A 19,793-nucleotide genomic window follows, 5' to 3' on the forward strand; every position below is an offset into this window, starting at 1 on the left:
GGAACCGCTCAGGGAAGGGGGCCGCCGGGCTCCCTTCCGTGCAGTGGGCGAGCATCCCGCGCAGCGGTATAGTCCGGGCCTGCCCACCCGTCCCGTCCGAAAGACTGTCCTGGAAATGCCTTTCCCGTCCGCCAGCAGGGCCCTGGATGCGCCGCTCCCGGCCATGCCGACCGGCCGCGACATGCTCGTGCTGTCGCTCGCCTTCCTGGCGGCCTACCTGCCCATCGACTGGCTGACCTTCATCCACGCGCGGCCGAGCCTGAACATCACCCCGTGGAATCCGCCGGCCGGCCTGTACGTGGCCCTGCTGCTGTGGACCGGGGTGCGCGGTGCGCCGATGGTCTTCGCCATGCTGGTGCTGGCCGACCTGGTGGTGCGCGGGCATCCGGCGTCGACCGCGTCGCTGCTGCTCTCGAACCTCGTCATCGTCGCGGGGTACGGCGGCGCCGCCCAGATCCTGCGCCGCCGGGTGTCGATCGATCTGGCCCTGAACCGGGTGCGCGACGTCGGCAGGCTGGTCGGCGTCACCTTCCTGAGCGCCGCCGTGGTGGCGCCCGCCTTCGTCGGCGTGTTCGTCCTGGATGGCGCCCTCGCGGCGGCCGACCTTCCGATGCTGGCCTTCCAGTACTGGCTGGGCGATGTGATCGGCATCGCCGTGGTCACGCCGTTCCTGCTCCTCCTCTACGGGCCGGAACGCACACCCGCCTGGAGTCTGCCGACGGTGCCCTCCGCGGTTCAGACGGCGGCCATCACAGCGGCCCTGGTGATCGTCTTCCTGCCCATCGGCAACGACCAGTTCAACCTGTTCTACGTCCTGTTCCTGCCGTTGGTCTGGGTCGCCGTATCGCACGGCCTGTCGGGAGCGGTTCTGGCTGCCCTGACCATCCAGATCGGCCTGATTGCCGGCCTGCAGGTCATCGGGTTCCCCCTGCACGCCGTCGTCTATCACCAGACCCTGATGCTGGCGCTGGCGATCACCGCCCTGTTCCTCGGCGCTCTGGTCAGCGAGCGGCGCGAGGTCGAGGCGCGGCTGCGCGAGCACGAGGCCGAACTGGCCCACGCCGCCCGGCTGGCGGTGACCGGCGAGATGGCGTCCGCCCTGGCCCACGAATTGAACCAGCCGCTGCTGGCGGCCATCAGCTACGCACGCGCCGCTCAGCGGGTTCTGGACAGCAGCGACACCCCACCACGCGCCCAGGACCTCATCGACAAGGCGGTGCGCCAGGCGGAGCGGGCCGGCGAGGTCATCCGCGGCCTGCGCACCTTCCTGCGCAAGGGCACGCCGCAGCTGGCGCCGGAACCGGCTGCCGACGTGGTGCGCGAGACCCTGGCGCTGGTGCGGGCGGATGCCTCTTACAACCGGGTCGTTTTGCGGGTGGACATGGCCGAACCGCTGCCGCCGGTGCTGTGTGACCGCGTCCAAATCGAGCAAGTGCTCCTCAATCTCGTGCACAACAGCATCGAAGCCATCGCGGCGGCCGGCAGCCCGGTCCGCGAGGTCATCCTCCGCGTCCGTGCCGAGGCGCACGATGGCCTGATCTTCGACGTCGAGGACACCGGCCCCGGTGTCGCCGCCGACATGGTCGAGCGCCTGTATTCGCCGTTCGCAACCACGAAGTCGGCGGGCATGGGGCTCGGCCTGCCGATTTGCCGCTCCATCGTCGAAGGCCATGGCGGCTGGCTGCGGCTGGCCCGCACCTCGGCGGCTGGCTCCGTCTTCCAGGTGTTCCTCCCCGCGGCACCGGAAAGTCCGTCCGCCCCATGACCGAAGCCCCCGATCCCGCTGCCGTGGAACCCGTCGTCTTCATCATCGACGACGACGAGGCCGTGCGCGACGCCTTGGCCGCCCTGATCGAGGTGGCCGGCCTGTCCGCCCGCACCTTCGCCAGTGCGCTGGAGTTCCTGCACCGCTACAGCCCGGAGCAGCCGGGCTGCGTCGTGGCCGATCTGCGCATGCCCTTCATGGACGGCCTCGAGCTTCAGGAAGAGCTGTCGCGGCGTGGCGGCAGCCTTCCGCTCATCATCATCACCGCCCACGGCGAAGTGAGCTCCGCCGTCACCGCCCTGCGGGCCGGCGCGGTCGACTTCCTGGAAAAACCCTTCGATGACGACGTCTTCCTGCGCCGCGTGCACGAGGCCCTGCAGCGCGACTTTACCCAGCGCCGCGACCGCTCCGCCGCGGCCTCCGCCCTGGCGAAGCTGGCGCGCCTGAGCCCCCGTGAACGCGACGTCGCCGGACTGATGGTCGAAGGCTGCTCCAACAAGGCGATCGCGAACCGTTTGGGCATCGGCGTCCGCACGGTGGAAACCCACCGCGCGAACATCCTCGGCAAACTTGACATACGCACGGTCCCGGAACTTTTGCGCCTCTGGATGCACGCGCCGTAAACGCCCGCCGCCCCATCGCGTGCATCGTCCTTCCTGCCGTCTGTGGAGGACGCGCTGTATCTCAGGCAATGGACTACTCGCCGTCCGTTGCGGCAAGGCGCCCTTCTTCAGCCTTGTTGATGTACTGCGAGCACACGAGCCAGCCCTTCAGAGGGCGCAGCAAGGCGCAGCAGACCCCAATGATGAGCACGGACGTCAGGACTATGTTGATCAGCAGTGGCACGTGCAGCGCGAGCTCCAGCCAAGCGGCGAAGCCGACGATCGGAAAACTCGCGATGGACATCGCAAAGAACGCCGGGCCATCGGCCGGATCAGCGAACGAGTAGTCGAGCCCGCACACCTCACAGCGCGAGGCCAGCTTCAAAAAGCCATCGAAGATGCGCCCCTTGTGGCAGCGTGGACAACGCCCCTTCGTTCCCAGCTCGAAAGACGTCTTCGCGAGGGGCTGCGGCTCCGTCGTCATGCCATCCTCCAGATTGCCTGCATCATAACCGTCAAACAATGTATGTATTGATTGTGTCGATCGGCACAGTCAATCGGCATGGCTGCCATCCGGTTTTCACAGGCGATCCAATGCCCAGAGCCGCTTCCTGGCCAGCCTGTCGAGCAGTCCCCGCACGGGGCGCATCGCCTCGGAAGAATTCTTCATGGCACGAGCTCCTCGTTTCGGGGCGCTTCAGGGGGCCAGGAACACCGTGCCGACGTGCAGCGACGTGCCGTCGGTCGTGCCGGTCAGGGTGAAGCTCAACGGTGTGGACGGGGCGCTGACCGCCGTGGCCGGGGACCGGACGTGGATGCGGTAGGTCTGCACGCTGTCCGCTTCGGCCGAAAGGGCCAGCGCTCCACCCGGCAGCGCGTCCGTCCCCGGTCCCGTCACCGTGACGCCGTCGATGCCGGACACGGCCAGCCGATAGGTCTGCGGCCGGTGGCTCATGTTGGAGATCTTGACGACATAGCTGTTCTGGACGCTAGCGTCGGCGAGCGTCACGAACAGCGGCGCGCGGTCGCGCAGGACGGCGACATCGACGGTCGGCTTCAGCACGAGCCCCGTCGCCATCATGCCGGCGACAATGACCAGGAGCAGCGTGTAGACGATGGTGCGCGGGCGCACCAAACGGTACGGCGCTGGCGTGCGGGATTCCGCCTTGGCGGCCTGGGCCGCCTCGGTGTCGTAGCGGATCAGCCCGCCCGGCCGGCCGATGCGCCGCATCACGTCGTCGCACGCGTCGACGCACAGGCCGCAACTGATGCAGTCCATCTGCAGCCCGTCGCGAATGTCGATCCCGGTCGGGCAAACATGCACGCACGCCCCGCAATCGATGCAATCACCCAAGCCCGAGAGGTGGCGCGCCTCCCAGCTCCGGTCCTTGCGCAGCGGCGCCCGCCCCTCGCCCCGCCAGTCCTGATAGGTGACGACGAGGCTTTCGTCGTCGAGCATGGCGGCCTGGAAGCGCGGCCAGGGGCAGACATAGCGGCACATCTGCTCGCGCATGAAACCGGCCATGGCGTAGGTGCAGGCCGCCATGAACAGCATCCAGCCAAGCGCCAGCGGCGATGCCTCAAGCCGTGCCAGATCGGCCAGAAAGCCGTGCGCGTCGATGAAGTAGAGGATGGCCGTGCCGCCGGTGACCGCCGCGATCAGCATCCAGACCGCGTGCTTGGCCGCCTTCCTGGCAAACCAGGCGGCGGTGCGCGGCCCGTTGTCGAGCCGGATGCGGGCGCCGCGGTCCCCCTCGATCCACTCCTCGACCAGGACGAACAGGTCCGTCCACACGGTCTGCGGGCAGGCGTAGCCGCACCAGACCCGGCCGGCCAGCGCGGTCGCCAGGAACAGCCCGACCGCCGCCAGGATCATGGCGCCGGTGACGTAGTAGATGTGCTGTGGCCACAGCTCGATGCCGAACAGGTGAAAGCGCTGGGCGTCGAGGTCGAGCAGCACCGCCTGGTCCGGCAGGCCCGGGCCGCGGTCCCAGCTCAGCCAGGGCAGGGCCGAGTAGGTCGCCAGGAGCACGGCGGCGAGGACCCATTTGACCCGCCGAAACCGCCCCCGGACGGCCTTCGGATAGATCTTCCTGTGGGACGCGTAGAGCGGGGCGGGAGCCGGCGCCGCCGGGGTGGGCGCGGCGTTCCGGTGATCCCCGCGCAGGGACCGGGCGAGTTTCTGCATAGGATGCCTTCGTGGCTGTGTTTTTTGCGAAGGCGCAGCCGGTCCGGCCGTCATCCGGCGATCACGCGGGTCCTTCGTCACGTTCCACGTATTTGTATGCATTCAATTCTGGCGCATCAAGCGGAATTGATAGCATTGCGGCGAGGTGCCGCAGCCCATGCACACCCGCCCCGGACCGGCGTCAGATGATGACGCCGGCGGACGACGGCAGCTGATCGAGGGCATCGGCGACGATGCCCAGGACCTGCCGGGTCGCCTCCCGATCCGCCGCGGCGCCCAGACAGATGCGGAGCGCGTCCGGCGTGTCCGGTGTGGTCGCGAAGGCGTCGCTGCCCACCGCGGCGATGCCCCGCATGCGCAGGTGCGCCGTGAATTCCCCACGCGACCAACTCTCCGGCAGGCGCAGCCAGAGATGGAACGCCTCCGGCTTGGTGTCGATGCGGTCCACCGGCAGGATGGACTCGGCAAGCGCGCGCCGGGCCATGGCCTCGGCACGGATGGCGTCCAGGACGGCTCCGGCGGTGCCGTCTTCGATCCAGCGGCGCGCGATCGCGGCGCTGAGCGGTGACGCCATCAGCGTCGTGCCGCGCTGCGCCGCCGCCACCCGCAGGGTCTGCCGCGCGTCGGGCGAGACCACGTAGGCGATCCGCAGCATCGGCGACAGGCACTTCGCGAGGCCCGCGATGTGGTAGACCCCCTCCGGGGCGAGCGCCGCCAGGGGCGGCGGCGGGTTGGCCGGCAAAGGGCCGTAGACATCGTCCTCAATGATCGGCACGCCATGCTCTTGCGCTGCCGCGACGACGGCGTGGCGACGCTCCAACGGCAGCGTTGCGGTTGTCGGGTTGTGGAAGGTCGGGATGCAGTAGAGCGCCTTGGGGCGATGCCGGGCCAGGGCGTGCCGCAGGGCAACCGGGTCGAGCCCCTCGCCGTCCATGGGCACGCCGACGACCCGCAGCCCGAGCTGCCCGGCGATCGCCTTGAAGCCGGGATAGGTCAACGCTTCGGCGCAGACGGTGTCTCCGGGACGGGTCAGCGCGGTCAGGAGCGCCAGCAGGGCTCCCTGCGTACCCGGTGTGACCAGGAGTCGCTCGACGGGAACGTTCGGCAGCCGCGCGGCAAGCCACGCCGTTCCCGCCGCACGGTCCTCCTGCGCGTCGCCGACGCCTGGATAGTGCAGCATGTCCCGCGGTTCCAGGCGCTTGACGACCGCCGCCATCCCTTCGCGAAGACGACCGAGCAACACCGGCGAGGCGGGCAAAGGGGGCTGGTTCATCGTCATGTCGATGACGCGCGTCGCCGCTGCGAGGCTCCGCCCTTCACCGCCGCGATCCGTCGCGGAGGGCGCCCGGACAAAGGTCCCCTGGCCCACACGTGCGTCGACCAACCCGCGGTGGCGCGCCTCGACGTAGGCGCGGGACACCGTCGTGAAGTCGATGCCCATGCGCTCGGCAAGCTGGCGTTGTGGCGGCAGGCGCTGTCCGGGGACAAGCCGGCCGGCCCGGACGTCGTCGGCGATGGCGTCGGCGATGGCCAGATAGACAGGCTTGTCCCGGTTCCCGATCTGCGGAACCCAGCTGCTCCGCTCCGGGGACATCCGGCCGCTTGCGCCCTTTACGCTGCTCAATCCATTCACTCCGGGCGAAACGAGGTACCGCCACGGGCGGGCACCCCGACTTGCATGATAGGGGATATTGTATGGATCCGCACGACAGCCTGTCCAATCCTGCATGCCCATACCGCCGTGCGCTGATGTCCGGCATCTTACGTTGGCGGTCGAAACCGTCACATATCCGCTCCAGACTGTCTGCGCCCGGAAACGATCGAAAGAGTGGACGATGGAAAGGGTGGGCTGTTTCGGCTCCAGCTACGCAAAAGCGCGCGCCAAGTTCCGCGACGCGGCCACGACGGCCAAAGCGGAGATTGCCTGCTTCGAGAACCCGAACCGCGGGCCCGCCGGCGAAATCCTGGCAACCGACGTTGCCTGGGTCGGGGCAGGCGATGCCGAGCGGGTCCTGGTGCTGGTCTCGGGGGTTCACGGCGTCGAGGGCTATTGCGGGTCCGGCGTCCAGGTCGACTGGCTGCGCAGCGGCGAGGCCCGTTGCCTGCCCGACGGCACCGCCGTCCTGCTCATCCACGCCGCCAATCCCCATGGATTCGCCTGGTCCCGCCGCGTGACCGAGGAGAACGTCGATCTGAACCGCAACTGGGTGGATTTCGGCGGAACGCTTCCGGACAACCCGGGCTACTCGGAGCTGTCCGAGGCGCTGCTGCCACGGGAATGGAACGCCCGGTCCCGTGCGGCGAGCGCCGCGGTGTTCGGCGGGTACATCGCCTCCCATGGGGTGCGCGGTTTCCAAGACGTCGTCTCGCGCGGGCAGTACGGCGACCGGCAGGGGCTGTTCTACGGCGGCTGCGAACCGACCTGGGCGCGGCGCACGCTCTCCGCCATCCTGACCGGGAAGTTGGCCGCCGCCCGCCGGGTGGCCATCGTCGACCACCACACCGGCCTGGGGCCATGGGGAGTTGCCGAAGAAATGGTGAGCGAGGCCCGCGGCACGCCGGTCTTCGCTCGCGCCGCGCGGTGGTTTGGCGCGGCCGTTACCTCCACGGCCGGCGGCGGCGCGCTTTCCGCCGACCTTACGGGGGACGGCATGGTCGGCATGCCGCGCCTGCTGCCGCAGGCTGAAGTGACGGCGATCACGCTGGAGTTCGGAGTCCGCCCGATCGAGGAGACGTTCGACGCCTTGCGGGCCGATGCTTGGCTGCACCGCTACGGCGCACCCGAGTCCCGCAAGGGGCAGCGGATCCGTGCGCGGATGCTGGCCACGTTCCATGATCCTTCGGCGGCCTGGAAAGGCATGGTCCTCGGCCAGTCGCGGGCCGCCATCCGGCGCGCTTTGGCGGGCCTGAACCATCCGGAATAGATCGATCCCATCCGTACCCGCCGCATGACAAGACCCGAGGATCAGAGCCGATGAGCCCAGTCGAGCAGTCCAAAGGATCCGGCGCGAGGCGCGCGCGGGGGCACCGCGGCTATCCCATCATCGGCAGGAAAGCGCGTGCCGCCGCCCCAAGCCGGCGTTCCTTGTGCCAGAGCGCGACGAAACGGCGCGGCGGAAGCGCAAAGGCGACGACGGCCAGACGACCCGACGCCACCAGCGCCTCGACCACATGCTCCGAGATGGCGGTGGCGCCACCGCCGGCCGCCACGGCGGAACGGACGGCCTCGTTCGACGGCAGTTCCAGCACCACGCGCGCGGCCGGGATCTCGATCCCGTGCCGGAGCAGAGCGGCCTCGAACACCGATCGCGTGCCGGAGCCGGGCTCGCGCAGCACCCAGTCGCCCTCCGCCAGCGCCGCGGCATCCGCGGGAGGCACCCGGGCCCACGGGTGGTCCGGCGCCACGACGATCACCATCCGGTCGTGCGCGACCGTCCGGCCCGTCAGGGCCGGCGCATCGACCTCGCCTTCGACGATGCCGAGATCCGCGCTCCCTTCGAGCACCCGGCCGACGACCTCGGCCGTGTTGCCGACGTGGAGCACCGTCGCGATCCCCGGATGGTCGGCACGGAACCGCACCAGCCGTTGCGGCAACCAGTAGTTGGACACCGTCTGGCTCGCCGCGACCGGCAGGGTGCCGCGGACGAGCGCGCCCAGATCATCGAGCAGCCGCTCCGCAGCCCGGGCGCGAGCCAGTACCGCCGCCGCCTCCCCGCGGAAGAGCCGGCCCGCCTCCGTCAGTTCGATACGCCGGCCGACGCGGTGAAACAGCGCGACGCCGTGCCGGTCCTCGATGGCGCGGATCGCGGCGCTGACCGCCGATTGGGTCAGGTGCAGCGCCTCGGCGGCGCGGCGGATATGCTCGCGCTCGGCGACGGCGACGAAGATCCGCAGCTGCTCCAGCGTCAATGGCCCCTCCACGCTCAGGCATTTTGTTCGATTTTACCGAACGGATTGAACAAAACAATGCGTTTGAGTGAACGGTACTGAGCGTCCAGGATCCGCCCGATCCCCGGATGCGGAGCGATGGACGATGGCGGACATTCCGGAAACGACACCGGCCCTGCGCAAGGTGGCCACCCTGCTGCCCGGACTGGCGGCCTGCACGGCCGTCGCGGCGGGCGCGTCGGCGCTCGAGGCCGTGGAGACGGCGTGGTTCGGGCGGGCCTGGCTGGAGGGGGTGGTCCTGGCGATCCTTCTGGGGGCGGTCGCCCGGACCGCCTGGACGCCGCCGCCCGCCCTGCGGCCGGGGCTGCGGTTCGCGGCCAAGCCGCTTCTCGAGGCCGCCATCGTGCTGCTCGGCGCGTCCTTCGGGTTTCGAGCGGTTCTGGACGCCGGGCCGGTCCTGATCCCCGGGATCGCCGGCGTGGTGGCGGCGTCGCTCGTGGCGAGCTACGCGATCGGCCGGACGGTCGGGCTGCCGCATCGCCTGGCGCTGCTGGTCGCCTGCGGCAACTCGATCTGCGGCAACTCGGCCATCGTCGCGGCGGCGCCGGCCGTCCGCGCCGAGGGCGAGGAGGTCGCCCTGTCGATCGCCTTCACCGCCGCGCTTGGCGTTCCCGTGGTGCTCGGCCTGCCGCTGCTGGTCGAGCCGCTCGGCCTCTCACAGGCCCAGTACGGGGTGCTGGCCGGGCTCACCGTCTATGCGGTGCCGCAGGTGCTGGCCGCCACGATCCCGGTCGGCGCCCTCAGCGCCCAGGTCGGGACGTTGGTCAAGCTCGTCCGGGTCCTGATGCTCGGGCCCGTGGTGTTCGCCCTGTCCGCCGCCGGCCGCGGCAAAGGGGGAGCCCGCCCGCGGGTGGGCGAGATGGTGCCCTGGTTCATCCTGGGCTTTCTCGGGCTGGGGGCGCTGCGGTCGCTCGACGCGATGCCGGAGGCGCTCACAGCGTTCCTCGGATCGGCGGCAAGCCACCTCACGCTTCTGTCGATGGCAGCGCTGGGCCTGGAGGTCGACCTGCGCATGATGGGGCGCTCGGGAGGACGCGTCACTGTCGCGGCGCTGCTGTCCCTGATGGCGCTCGCCGCCGCCAGCCTTCTCCTCATCCGCCTGTCGGGCATCGGGTGATGCACCGCCCCCGGGTTCAGGAGGGTTGACCGGTGGCGCAGGAGTCCCACAGCGCCCCCGCCAGCCGCACCGCCGAGGCGGCGGCGACGCGGCGGCGGTACTTCGGCGTCACGAGGGTGGTCTTGACGGCGTTGCACGCCTTGCGGACCGCCTCGGCGAGGACGGTCGCCGCTGTCTCCGACCAGGGTTGCCCCTTCAGGCCGTCGAGGCCGGCCACGGCCACCGGCGCCGAAGCGACGCCGGTCACCGCCGCCCGCAGCCCGGTCAACCGGCCGCCCTCGCGGCGCAGGGCGACGGCGACGCCGGCCAGCGGGAAATCGACGGCGTCCCGGATCCGCACCTTGGCGTAGCCGGCGACGAACCCGGCCGGCGGCGGCACGCGGATGGCGGTGACGATCTCTCCCGGACGCAGCGTCAGATGCGTGCGTCCCTCCTCGCGGTAGAGGTCGGCCAGCGGCAGGAGGCGCGCGCCCCCGGCTCCCTGCACCTCCACCTCGGCGCCGAGCACCATCAGGGCCGGCGCCACGTCGCCAGCGTACACGGCGTAGCAGCGCTCGCTCTTCTTGACGACGTGGCAGACCTCTCCGTTGAGCTTCAGGCAGTAGCCGTTGGCGGCGCGCCACCAGTCGCTCTGGTTGACGAACACGCAGCGGGTCTCCTGGCACAGATTGCCGGCCAGCGTCGCCGCCACGCGGTGCGTCGGCCCGGCGACCGACGCCGCGGCCTGCGCCAGCGCCGGCCAGCCGTCCCGGACCCGCGGATCCTCGGCGATCCGCGCCAGGCTGACGGTGGCGCCGAGCCGCAGGCCGTCGTCGCCGGCCTCCAGCCGGTCGAGCCCGGCCACCGCCGTCAGGTCGACCAGCGCCGGTGGCTCGCCCATGCCGCGGCGCAGGTTGGGCAGCAGATCGGTGCCGCCGCCCAGCGGCCGGCCGCCCGGCGCCGCAGCCAACACGGCCAGCGCGTCGGCGACGGAGGCCGAGCGGTGCAGGCGGAACGAAGGCATCAGCGTCATGACTCGGTCTCCTTGGCGTCCAGCAGATCGGCGACGCGGTCCGGCGTCAGCGGCACGGCGTGGGCGCGCACGCCGACGGCGTCGTGCACGGCGTTCATCAGCGCGCCGATGCACCCGGCCAGCGGCCCCTCGCTGGCCTCCTTGGCGCCGAAGGGGCCGTTGGGGTCGATGCTCTCGACAATGTGCACCTCGATGTCGGGGCTTTCGGCCATGGTCGGCACGCGGTAGTCGAGCAGGTTGACGGCGAGCCCCCGCCCCTCGTCCCAGCGCGTTTCCTCCGACAGCGCCTGCCCCAGGCCCATCCACACCGCCCCCTGGGTCTGTCCCTCGACCGCCAGCGGGTTGAGGGCGCGGCCGACGTCGCTGGCCACCCACACCTTGTGCACGCTCACCTTGGCCGTCACCGGATCGACCGAGCATTCCACCACCTGCGCGGCGTAGGAGAAGCCCATGGAAGCCCCGATGGCGCTGCCGCGGATGGCCTTGTCGCCCTGGAACTCCTTGGGGCAGGTGAAGGTGCCCTTGACGGTGATCGTGCCGGTGTCGATCAGCGCCTCCTTCACCACCTCCGAGAAGGACAGCCCCGGATCATGACCGCCGGCGGCGCGGAAGGACTCGCCCAGGCACTCGACCTCCTCCGGCCGGACACCGAGCCGGCGGGCGGCGGCGGCGGCGAGGATCGCCTTCAGTTCCTCCGCCGCCTGGATGGCGGCGTTGCCGACCATGAAGGTGACGCGCGAGGAGTAGCTGCCGTTGTCCTTGGGCGTCAGCGCGCTGTCGGTGCTGACCACGCGCAGCCGGGACCAGTCGCAGCCCAGCACCTCGCCCACCACCTGGGTGACGATGGTCGAGGACCCCTGGCCGATGTCGGAAGCGCCGGTCAGGATGGTGACGCCGCCGTCGAAGTCGAGCTTGAGGTTGATCACCGCGTGCGGCTCGCCGGTCCAGTGTTTGGGCGTCGAGGTGCCGGAGACGAAGTGCGAGCAGGCCATGCCCAGCCCGCGCCCCGGCGGCAGGCGGCCGCGGCGCTCCTTCCACCCCGATGCCGCCTCGACGTGGTCCAGGCACGCGGGCAGGCCGTAGCTCAGCACCTTCTGCGCCATCGCCGTCGTCGTCGGCGCGTCCAGCAGGTTCGCGCGCCGCACGGCGAAGGGGTCGAGCCCCAGTTCGCCGGCCATCTCGTCGAGCAGCGCCTCGAAGGCGGCGCGCATGTCCACGGTGCCGTGGCCGCGCATCGCCCCGCAGGGCGGCAGGTTGGTGTAGACCCGCCAGCCGTCGTACTTCACCGCCGGGATGTCGTAGAGCCCGTGCAGCAGCGCGCCGGCGTAGAGGATGGTGATGATGCCGTAGCCGGCGTAGGCGCCGCCGCGCTGCGTGCACTCGGCGGCGCAGGCGGTGAGGCGCCCGGCGCGGGTCATGCCCAGCTTGAGCGTGATCTCCGCCTGCGGCCGGCCGCGGTGGGTGAGGAACGTCTCCTCCCGCGAGAGCAGGAGGCGCACCGTGCCGCCCGCCTTGCGGGCGAGCAGGGCGGCGATCACCTCGAACCCCAGCGCCTCGGTGCGGGCGCCGAAGCCGCCGCCCAGGAACGGCTTCACGACGCGGATGCGGGCGGTGTCCATCTCCAGGCATTGGGCGACGATCAGGTGCACGTAGTAGGGCACCTGCGTGGTGGAGTGCAGCGTCAGCCAGCCGCGTCCGGGGTCGTACTCGGCGAGCGTGGCGTTCGGTTCCAGGTGCGCGTGGTTGACCTCGGCGAAGGTGAAGCGGCGCTCGCGCACCAGGGCGGCGGCGGCAAAGCCCGATGCCACATCGCCGAACTCGTTGTGCACCTCGCGCTCAACGTTGCCGGGCTTGTTGTCATGCAGGAGGACGGCGCCCGGCGCGCGCGCCTTCGCGCTCTCGAAGCAGGCCGGCAGCGGCTCGAGGTCGAGGCGGATCAGTTTCAACGCCCGGGCGGCGGTCTCCTCGTCCACGGCAGCCACCGCCACCACCGGCTCCCCCCGGTAGCGCACCTTGTCGCGGGCGAGCGGGTACTCGTTCTGGGCGATCGGCAGCACGCCGAAGGGAACGGCGCAGTCGGCGCCGGTGACGACGGCGACGACGCCGGGCAGCCGTTCCGCCTCGGCGGTGTCGATGCCGCGGATGATCCCATGCGGGATGGGACTGCGCAGGATACGCCCGGCCAGTGCGCCCGGCGCCGGCAAGTCGGCGGTGTACTTGGCGCGACCGGTGACCTTCTCGAAGCCATCGACCAGCGGGGTCGGCGTGCCGATGCGCGGGGGCTTGACGAGGGTGGTCATGCCGCGGCCTCCGGCACGATGGCGGCCTGCACCGACTCGACGATCTTCACGTAGCCGGTGCAGCGGCACAGGTTGCCGGCCAGCGCCTCGCGGATGCGCTCGGCCGTGGGATCGGGATCGCGGCGCAGCAGGGCCTCCGCGGCCATGATCATTCCGGGCGTGCAGAAGCCGCACTGCGCCCCGAGCTTCTCGTGGAACGCCTGCTGCAGACGGCTCATGCGCCCCTGGCGCGCCAGTCCCTCGATGGTCTCGACACGACGGCCGGCCACCTGATGAGCCAGCGTCGAGCAGGCGAGCCGCGGCTGGTCGTCGACCAGCACGGTGCAGGCGCCGCATTCGCCGCCGTCGCACCCCTGTTTGGTGCCGGTCAGCCCGGCAACCTCGCGCAGATAGTCCACGAGCAGCATGGCGTCGGCCACCAGGTCCTGCCTGGGGCGACCGTTGAGGGTAAGGTCGAGAACCGATTTCACGCGCTGTCCTCCCCGGTGGATCCGGACGAGGCTTATTGTTGGCCATACCAACAATCAGTGCAATGGTATTTTGGTGCCGGAATGCCGGTTATGCCGACGACGCGCACCTCTGCCCGCAGTCCTCCCGACAAGGACTTCCCACATTCGTGCCGGAGCGTCCGGGAAAAGCATGCGACTGCCGGCCCCCCGTGGTGCGCCGGCGCGGGGGCGACGGCCGAAAAAGCAAGTGGGCCGGTATCCTTACACCGCCTCGCCCTATGCGCTTTCGAACGTCACGTCGCCGATCAGCCCGTTGGTCAGCGAGGCCAGCGCCGACTTGAAGGTCGGCCAGTGGCTGCGGCTGGCGGTGTCGGCCACCGCGGCGCTGCCGGCGCGCAGCACCAGACGCCGCACGCCCTGTGGCGCGTCCTCGACGCGCACCGGCTCCAGCGCCGCCAGCAGCGGGGCCGGCACCTTGCCCTTCAGCGCGTGAAGTGCCGCCGCCCACAGCGCGTTCACGTCGTCGGCGTCCGGCAGCGGACCGGGGCCGGCGTCGGGGGCATCCGCGGCGGGCGCGAGCTGCTCCACCTTGCCGGAGCGGCGCGCGCGGCGGCCGGCGCTGTGGCGTTCGCGCTCCAGGAAGGTCTCGGCCGCGTCGTCCTCGTCCTTGGGGGCGAACTCCAGCGTCACCGCCTCCACCTTGCGGCCGCGGCGCTTCATGCGCTCCTCCGGCATGGCGACACGGAAGGGGGCGAGTTGGTTCACCTCGGCGATGGCGCGGTCGATGGTGCGGGTGCGCAGGATGCCGAAGTCCTTGTACGCCCCCTCCGGCACGTTCAGCAGCTTGCGCAGCGTGTCGATGTCCAGTTCCAGCGACGGATAGTCCATCTGGTAGCGCTGCATGCCGATCTCGTAGAGCTTCAGCGCGTAGGTGCTGGTCACCTTCACCATCGCCGGGCCGGACAGCTTGGCCCACAGCTGCGAGGTGCGCTGGATCTCCAGGAAGGCGTCGGTGAACTGGAAGTGGATGTCGGCGGCATCGCTGTCCTCCTCCTCCTCCGGCCGGACGTAGCTGGAGAGGATGCGCAGCTCGGCCCGCGACCGCCGGCCGCGGAACGGGCCGATCACCACAAGGCTGGAATCGAAGATCTCCTTCAGTGCGTCGAAGATGCGCTCGTTGCCCTTGTGATTGCCGCGCACCACGCGCTTCGGCAGCCGGTAGAGCTTGTTGGCGAAGTTCTGGCTGCCGGCCAGATGGATCATGAAGTTCAGCATCTTCTGCGCCGGCAGTGACAACCGCGCGCCGTTCGCCGGATAGCTGTAGACCGCTTCGGCAGCCTTGATGAGGTGCTTGTAGCCTTCGCGCTCGAAGGTGGCGCTGGCGACCCGCGCGGTGAGGCCGAGGGCCGCCTCCCCCGACGTCGCCGGCAGCGATGGCGTGGCGATGCCGTCGGGCGAGGCGTCGATGATCGAGACCTCGCGCACCTCGTCAGGGGCGAGCACGACGATGTTGCCGGAGGCCTCGCCGTCCGTGACCTCTGGAGCCTTCTTGCGCCGCCCACCCGGCATCAGCCATCCTCCGCCTCGATCGCGCGAGGCTAAATCAATCCTTACACCGAAAACAAGTAAGGAAAGGGTTTTGTGCCGTGGGGCGGGGCATCCTTACCTCCCGGGGGCGGGGCCTTACGCCCTGGGGCGTGGGGATTCTACCCCCACCCGGTAAGCGATCCGCCCCCGGCATGTAAGGAAGATTCGCCGCGACTCGTTGGACTCCCGCGGTTTTGCGGAGGATGAATCCTTTTAAACCTGGAACAGACTCAAAACCGGGGTTTTCGAGGGTGTCCTTTGAGCGTTCTCCGTCGCAAAAGCAGCGGGATACAGAGCGTTCGGCGACTCGGATGCGTGCCATCCTTACCGCTTGGGGGAGAGATAGCCCCTCCACACAGCCTTGAGCGCCACCAAGCACCTTATCCTTACCGCTTGGGGGACAGGAAACCGGTACGCCGCCCCCAAGCGGTAAGGAAAGCCGGCTGCGGCGAATCGCCCAGCCCGAATCGCCCCCAGGCGGTAAGGGTTCATCCTCCCCCAAGCCGTAAGGATGCCCTTTCCACAACGGTTTCAGCACCCCCAGGCGGTAAGGATGTGTATTTCCCCCAAGCGGTAAGGATGGCAGCCGTCACCCCTCGTGCCATATCATCCCCATCCTTACCTGGGGCCCTGCGATGACCGGTCCGCATCTCGTCTACGTTGCCGATCCCATGTGCTCGTGGTGCTGGGGGTTCTCGCCCGTCGTCGCGGCGATCCGCGCCCGCTTCGGCGATTCGCTGCCGATCCGCCCGATGATGGGCGGCCTGCGCCCGCAGACTACCAAGCCGATGGACGCCGCCGCCAAGCGGACCATCCGGACCCATTGGGAGCATGTGCACGAGGCCACCGGCCAGCCGTTCGACTGGGCGTTCTTCGACCGTGAGGGCTTCGTCTACGACACCGATCCCGCCGCCCGTGCCGTGGTGATCGTCCGCCGGGACGGAGACGGACCGGCGCTCGACATGCTGCGCGCGGTCCAGGCCGCGTTCTACGCCGGGAACCGCGACGTTACCGATGCGGCGGTGCTGGCCGACCTCGCCGCGGCCCAGGGCGTCGATCGCGACGGCTTCCTCGCTGCTTTCGAGACGGAAGACGCCAAGCAGGAGACGTGGCGCGACTACGGCATCAGCCATCAGGCGGGAATCGCCGGCTTCCCGACGCTGCTGGCGGGGGAGGGGGACGGCGCGCCGTACGCCCCGGTCACCCGCGGCTACCAACCGGCGGACGCGATTATTCCGGCGCTGGAGCGCTGGCGGACGGCCGTTGCGGGATGACGAGCGTGACGGTGGTGCCGCCGCCCGGCCCGGACTCCACGGTGAAGGAGCCGCCGAGCGGCCCGGTCGCCGCGTTGTAGGCGATGGTCAGCCCGAGGCCCTTGTGGCCGCGCCTGCGCGCCGTGGTGAAGAACGGGTCGGTGAGCCGCGGCAGGTCGCCCGGCGCGACGCCGGCGCCGCGGTCGCGCACGGCGAGGCGATAGGCCGGGCGGCCGTCCAGCTGATCCGGCGCCAGCGCCACCTCGACCGGCCCACCGCCGGCCGGATAGGCGTGCGCGGCGGCGTTGGCCAGCAGCTCGGCCAGCACCCGGTGCAGCGTGGCGCGGTGGCCGCGCCAGGGCGACGGTTCGCCGGTGATGGTGACGCTCAACGCCGGTTCCGGCCGTTGCGCCGTGAACAGCCAGCAGCCCTCCTCGACCGCCGTGCGCAGGTCGATGAACGTCACGGCCTCGGCGTGGTGGTCGGCGGCGAGCGCGTGGAAGGTCTGGGTCAGCGTCACCACGCGGGCGAGGTTGTCGGCGATCAGCTCCACGGGCTCGCGCAGTTCGGCCGCTGTGGGGGCCGGCGCCTTGGCCAGCCAGCCCTGCAGCGCGCTCGCCATCGATACGCAGACGCCGAGCGGCGTGTTCATCTCGTGCGCCAGCCCGGTGACCGCCTGGGTGATGGTGCGCTGGCGGCGCAGGTCGGCCTCCGCCGCGCGCACGCGCGCCTCCAGCTCGGCCCGCGCCAGCCGGCGCGAGGTGTCGCGCATCTTGGCGCTGAGCTCGGCCAGCAGCTTGCGCAGCAGGGCGGGGGAGGGGGCGATCAGCGCCCAGAAGGCGTCGTGCTGCATGGTGAAGTAGCGGCACGCCGTGGCGGCGACGATGGTCGCCGAGCGTTGCTCGCCGTCCAGCAGAGCCATCTCGCCGAAGCAGTCGCCGGGCGCCAGCGTGGCGATGGCCACGTCGGTGCCACCCTGCTCGGCGCGCGACACCCGCGCGGTGCCGTCGAGCAGCGCGAACATGGCGTCCGCCCGGTCGCCTTCGCGGATTAGCAGGGTGCCGGCGGGCACCTCGTGCACCGCGCCGTGCGCGGCGATGGCGTCGCGCTCCGCCGCGGTCAGGCCGGCGAACAGCGGAACGCTGGCCAGGAGGGGTCCGGAAGACGGCATGCGGCACCTCACCTAAAGGGTGAAGACGCCACTCTAGCAAAACCGGAGGTTCCCGACAGGCTTTCCGGCGCTCAGACGACGACGGCCGCGGGCTGGGGGCCGCTGCTCTTGCTGACGGCGGCCTGGCGGTAGGCTTTCAGCTGCTGCTCATCGGGGAAGCGGCGCTCGATCTCGCCGGTGCGGGCGCTGCGAAACTCCATGACGAAGACGCCGGCCTCCGAATCGAAGTGGCTGCGCGGGTTGAACACCACGACGGGGGGCTTCTGGGCTTCTGCCTGCGGAGCGGCGGCGCGCGCGCCGGTGTCGGACGCGGCCGAGGTTCCCGAACGCTTGGCGGCTTCGGTGGCGTGGGTGGTCGCGGGAGCGTAGCTCGTAGCGGCAATCATCATGGCGGCACCTGTGCCCTGCGGTGGCACGACGATTCCTCATCCTGGAATCGCTGAAAAGAAGAGTCAAATTAAATCTATTGTCCCGATACCCGGTGTTTCCGAAATGTCAAGCCCGCTGGCGCGAACTCTGACCGGAGCTTGCTATTTTTCGTCCACAGCCGTCATCGCCTAGGCTCGTAAGTAAAAGAAGGTTACAGTGGTCGCCGTGCGCGCAACTTTTGCAATAGGTCGCCAGTCATAGCCGGGCGGGGATCGCATGCGTCTGCAGATGAAAGTCACGTTGGCCATGCTGCTTGCCGTGGCCTTGATCACTTTCACGAACTCCGCTGTGCTCTGGTACGCGATCTACCCCAGCTACCTGGCGCTGGAGGAGGACGAGGCGGAACGCAACATCGCGCGCGTGCACTCCGTGCTGGATGAGGACGTCGCGACGCTGGCGCGCATCGTGACGGACTGGGCAGCTTGGGACGACACCTACCTGTTCGTTGCTGGCCGCAAGCCCTCGTTCGTGCAGGACAACCTCACCGCGACATCGCTGGCGAACCTGTCGGTCAGCCTGCTGTACGCCGAGGACACGGCGCACCGGCCCGTCCTCACCACAACCTTCGACCGCGCCGAGGGCAGCGTCGACATCGCCGCGCTCGACGCCGCTCGGGGCTTCGCCGCGGCGGCGCGCCCGCTCATCGACCGGGCCTGGGCGGCGGGGGAGGCCAGCGGGCTGGTGCTGGCCGATGGCGGGCTGTTCATGGCCGCCGCCCGCGGCATCCAGCCCAGCGACCGCGGCGCTCCGGCCAACGGCGTCCTGGTGTTCGCGCGCGCCGTCGATGACGAGGTCGCGGAGTCGCTGCGCCGCCGCGTCCGGCTGCCGGTCGCCTTCGACGCGCCGTTGCCGGCCGGTGCGCCCGCCGAGGACTTGGCGTTGAGGCGCACCGCCGACACCATCGTCGCGGCGTCGGTGCTGCGCGGCATCGACCGGAAGCCGCTTCTGACCTTCCACGCCGAGATGCCGCGCAGCATCGAGCTGCTGGGCGGCCGGACGCTGCTGGTGGCGGCGCTGTCGCTGGTGCTGTCGGCGGTGCTGATCCTGTTCCTGCTGTGGATGGCGCTGCGGCGGATCATCGTCCGCCCGATCCAGGGCCTGACGGCGCGCTTCGCCCCGGTCGGGGATGCCGGCCAAGTCCGCGGAACCGACGAGATCGGCACCCTGGCCGCCGCGCTGGCGCGCCACGTCGAGCTGCAGCGCGCCCTGGTCGAGGCCGACGCCGCCCGCCGCGTGGCCGAGGCGGCCAACCGCACCAAGTCGATGTTCCTGGCGCAGATGAGCCACGAGCTGCGCACCCCGCTGCACGCCGTCCTCGGTTTCGCCGAGATCATGGAGCAGCAGCTGTTCGGCCCGCTCAGCGACCGCTACCGCGACAGCGCGGGCCGCATCCGCACGAGTGGCACGCACCTGCTGAACCTGATCAACGACATCCTCGACCTGTCCAAGGTGGAGGCGGGCGAGTTTAAGGTGGTGGCGGAACCGGTCGACGTGGCCGTCGTGCTGGAGGAGAGCGTCCAACTCGCCCGCGAGCTGCCGGGAAGCGGCGCGCTGACCTTCGATGCCGCGATTCCCTCCGGGCTGCCGTGGCTCACCGCCGATGCCCGGCGGCTGCGGCAGGTGGTGCTGAACCTGCTGTCGAACGCCGTGAAGTTCACGCCGGAGGGCGGCCGGGTGGCATTGCGGGTCATGGCCGATTCCGCCGGGCTGGTGGTGTCGGTGCAGGACACCGGCGTCGGCATCGCGCCGGAGCACCTGGAAACCGTGCTGCGCCCCTTCGGGCAGATCGACAACAGCCACACGCGCAAGCACAACGGCGCCGGCCTGGGCCTGCCGCTGGCCCGGGAGTTCACCCGGCTGATGGGCGGCACGCTGAGCATCGCCAGCACCCCGGGCGCCGGCACCACGGTGACGGTCGCCTTCCCGTGCGACCGGCTGCTGGCGCAGCGGAAGTCGGCGTGACCTCCCATCC

General features: G+C 70.4%; 16 protein-coding genes. 6 read left to right on the top strand and 10 right to left on the bottom strand.

The window, feature by feature from the left end; translation table 11 throughout:
- Nucleotides 1-163 precede the first annotated feature (163 nt).
- Both TSO221_RS18530 and TSO221_RS18535 read left to right on the top strand, forming a co-directional pair.
- Nucleotides 164-1,765, top strand: a complete 1,602-nt coding sequence (locus TSO221_RS18530; protein ID WP_247878122.1) for an ATP-binding protein — start codon at nucleotides 164-166, stop codon at nucleotides 1,763-1,765.
- Entirely contained in the window at nucleotides 1,762-2,388 is a 627-nt protein-coding gene (locus TSO221_RS18535) for a response regulator (protein WP_109119999.1), read from the top strand. Before TSO221_RS18530 ends, TSO221_RS18535 begins: the two co-directional genes overlap by 4 nt.
- A gap of 73 nt (nucleotides 2,389-2,461) precedes the next feature.
- Here TSO221_RS18535 and TSO221_RS18540 read toward each other — a convergent pair whose 3' ends face one another.
- The 3 genes from TSO221_RS18540 to TSO221_RS18550 form a co-directional block, all read right to left on the bottom strand.
- Nucleotides 2,462-2,851, bottom strand: coding sequence for a DUF983 domain-containing protein (locus TSO221_RS18540; protein WP_109120000.1), 390 nt, complete (start codon nucleotides 2,849-2,851; stop codon nucleotides 2,462-2,464).
- Nucleotides 2,852-3,064: 213 nt separating this feature from the next.
- Nucleotides 3,065-4,555, bottom strand: a complete 1,491-nt coding sequence (gene ccoG, locus TSO221_RS18545) for a cytochrome c oxidase accessory protein CcoG (protein ID WP_109120001.1) — start codon at nucleotides 4,553-4,555, stop codon at nucleotides 3,065-3,067.
- A gap of 181 nt (nucleotides 4,556-4,736) precedes the next feature.
- Nucleotides 4,737-6,179: a PLP-dependent aminotransferase family protein gene (locus TSO221_RS18550; RefSeq protein ID WP_348770276.1), complete on the bottom strand. Its 1,443-nt coding sequence runs from the start codon at nucleotides 6,177-6,179 to the stop codon at nucleotides 4,737-4,739.
- Nucleotides 6,180-6,390: 211 nt separating this feature from the next.
- On the opposite strand from TSO221_RS18550, the gene TSO221_RS18555 reads away from it, so the two are divergent.
- Nucleotides 6,391-7,479, top strand: a complete 1,089-nt coding sequence (locus TSO221_RS18555) for a M14 family metallopeptidase (RefSeq protein ID WP_109120003.1) — start codon at nucleotides 6,391-6,393, stop codon at nucleotides 7,477-7,479.
- Between the two features lie 109 nt (nucleotides 7,480-7,588).
- Here TSO221_RS18555 and TSO221_RS18560 read toward each other — a convergent pair whose 3' ends face one another.
- Nucleotides 7,589-8,464, bottom strand: coding sequence for a LysR family transcriptional regulator (locus TSO221_RS18560; RefSeq protein ID WP_109120004.1), 876 nt, complete (start codon nucleotides 8,462-8,464; stop codon nucleotides 7,589-7,591).
- A 124-nt stretch (nucleotides 8,465-8,588) separates the two neighbouring features.
- Here TSO221_RS18560 and TSO221_RS18565 point away from each other — a divergent pair, with 124 nt between their 5' ends.
- Entirely contained in the window at nucleotides 8,589-9,620 is a 1,032-nt protein-coding gene (locus TSO221_RS18565) for a putative sulfate exporter family transporter (RefSeq protein WP_109120005.1), read from the top strand.
- 16 nt (nucleotides 9,621-9,636) lie between these two features.
- Here TSO221_RS18565 and hcrB read toward each other — a convergent pair whose 3' ends face one another.
- The 4 genes from hcrB to TSO221_RS18585 form a co-directional block, all read right to left on the bottom strand.
- Nucleotides 9,637-10,632, bottom strand: a complete 996-nt coding sequence (gene hcrB / locus TSO221_RS18570; RefSeq protein WP_109120006.1) for a 4-hydroxybenzoyl-CoA reductase subunit beta — start codon at nucleotides 10,630-10,632, stop codon at nucleotides 9,637-9,639.
- Nucleotides 10,629-12,932, bottom strand: coding sequence for a 4-hydroxybenzoyl-CoA reductase subunit alpha (gene hcrA / locus TSO221_RS18575; protein WP_109120007.1), 2,304 nt, complete (start codon nucleotides 12,930-12,932; stop codon nucleotides 10,629-10,631). The genes hcrB and hcrA overlap by 4 nt, the downstream gene beginning before the upstream one ends.
- On the bottom strand, nucleotides 12,929-13,402 hold the full coding sequence (gene hcrC / locus TSO221_RS18580; protein ID WP_109120008.1) for a 4-hydroxybenzoyl-CoA reductase subunit gamma: 474 nt from the start codon (nucleotides 13,400-13,402) through the stop codon (nucleotides 12,929-12,931). The genes hcrA and hcrC overlap by 4 nt, the downstream gene beginning before the upstream one ends.
- A 255-nt stretch (nucleotides 13,403-13,657) precedes the next feature.
- The gene (locus TSO221_RS18585) at nucleotides 13,658-14,950 is read right to left on the bottom strand and encodes a replication initiation protein (RefSeq protein WP_109120009.1); all 1,293 of its coding nucleotides are present in this window, start codon (nucleotides 14,948-14,950) and stop codon (nucleotides 13,658-13,660) included.
- A 653-nt stretch (nucleotides 14,951-15,603) separates the two neighbouring features.
- Here TSO221_RS18585 and TSO221_RS18590 point away from each other — a divergent pair.
- On the top strand, nucleotides 15,604-16,242 hold the full coding sequence (locus TSO221_RS18590) for a DsbA family protein (protein ID WP_109120010.1): 639 nt from the start codon (nucleotides 15,604-15,606) through the stop codon (nucleotides 16,240-16,242).
- Here the strand turns inward: TSO221_RS18590 and TSO221_RS18595 are convergent.
- On the bottom strand, nucleotides 16,199-17,392 hold the full coding sequence (locus TSO221_RS18595) for a cyclic nucleotide-binding domain-containing protein (protein WP_109120011.1): 1,194 nt from the start codon (nucleotides 17,390-17,392) through the stop codon (nucleotides 16,199-16,201). The genes TSO221_RS18590 and TSO221_RS18595 overlap by 44 nt on opposite strands.
- A gap of 71 nt (nucleotides 17,393-17,463) precedes the next feature.
- Nucleotides 17,464-17,781, bottom strand: a complete 318-nt coding sequence (locus tag TSO221_RS18600) for a hypothetical protein (RefSeq protein WP_109120012.1) — start codon at nucleotides 17,779-17,781, stop codon at nucleotides 17,464-17,466.
- Between the two features lie 268 nt (nucleotides 17,782-18,049).
- Between TSO221_RS18600 and TSO221_RS18605 the strand changes: the two genes are divergently transcribed.
- Nucleotides 18,050-19,783 (top strand): ATP-binding protein, encoded by a 1,734-nt coding sequence (locus tag TSO221_RS18605; protein WP_158284132.1) that lies wholly within the window; start codon nucleotides 18,050-18,052, stop codon nucleotides 19,781-19,783.
- The last annotated feature ends 10 nt before the right edge of the window (nucleotides 19,784-19,793 follow it).

The sequence above is a fragment of the Azospirillum sp. TSO22-1 genome (genome assembly GCF_003116015.1).
GTDB lineage: Bacteria > Pseudomonadota > Alphaproteobacteria > Azospirillales > Azospirillaceae > Azospirillum.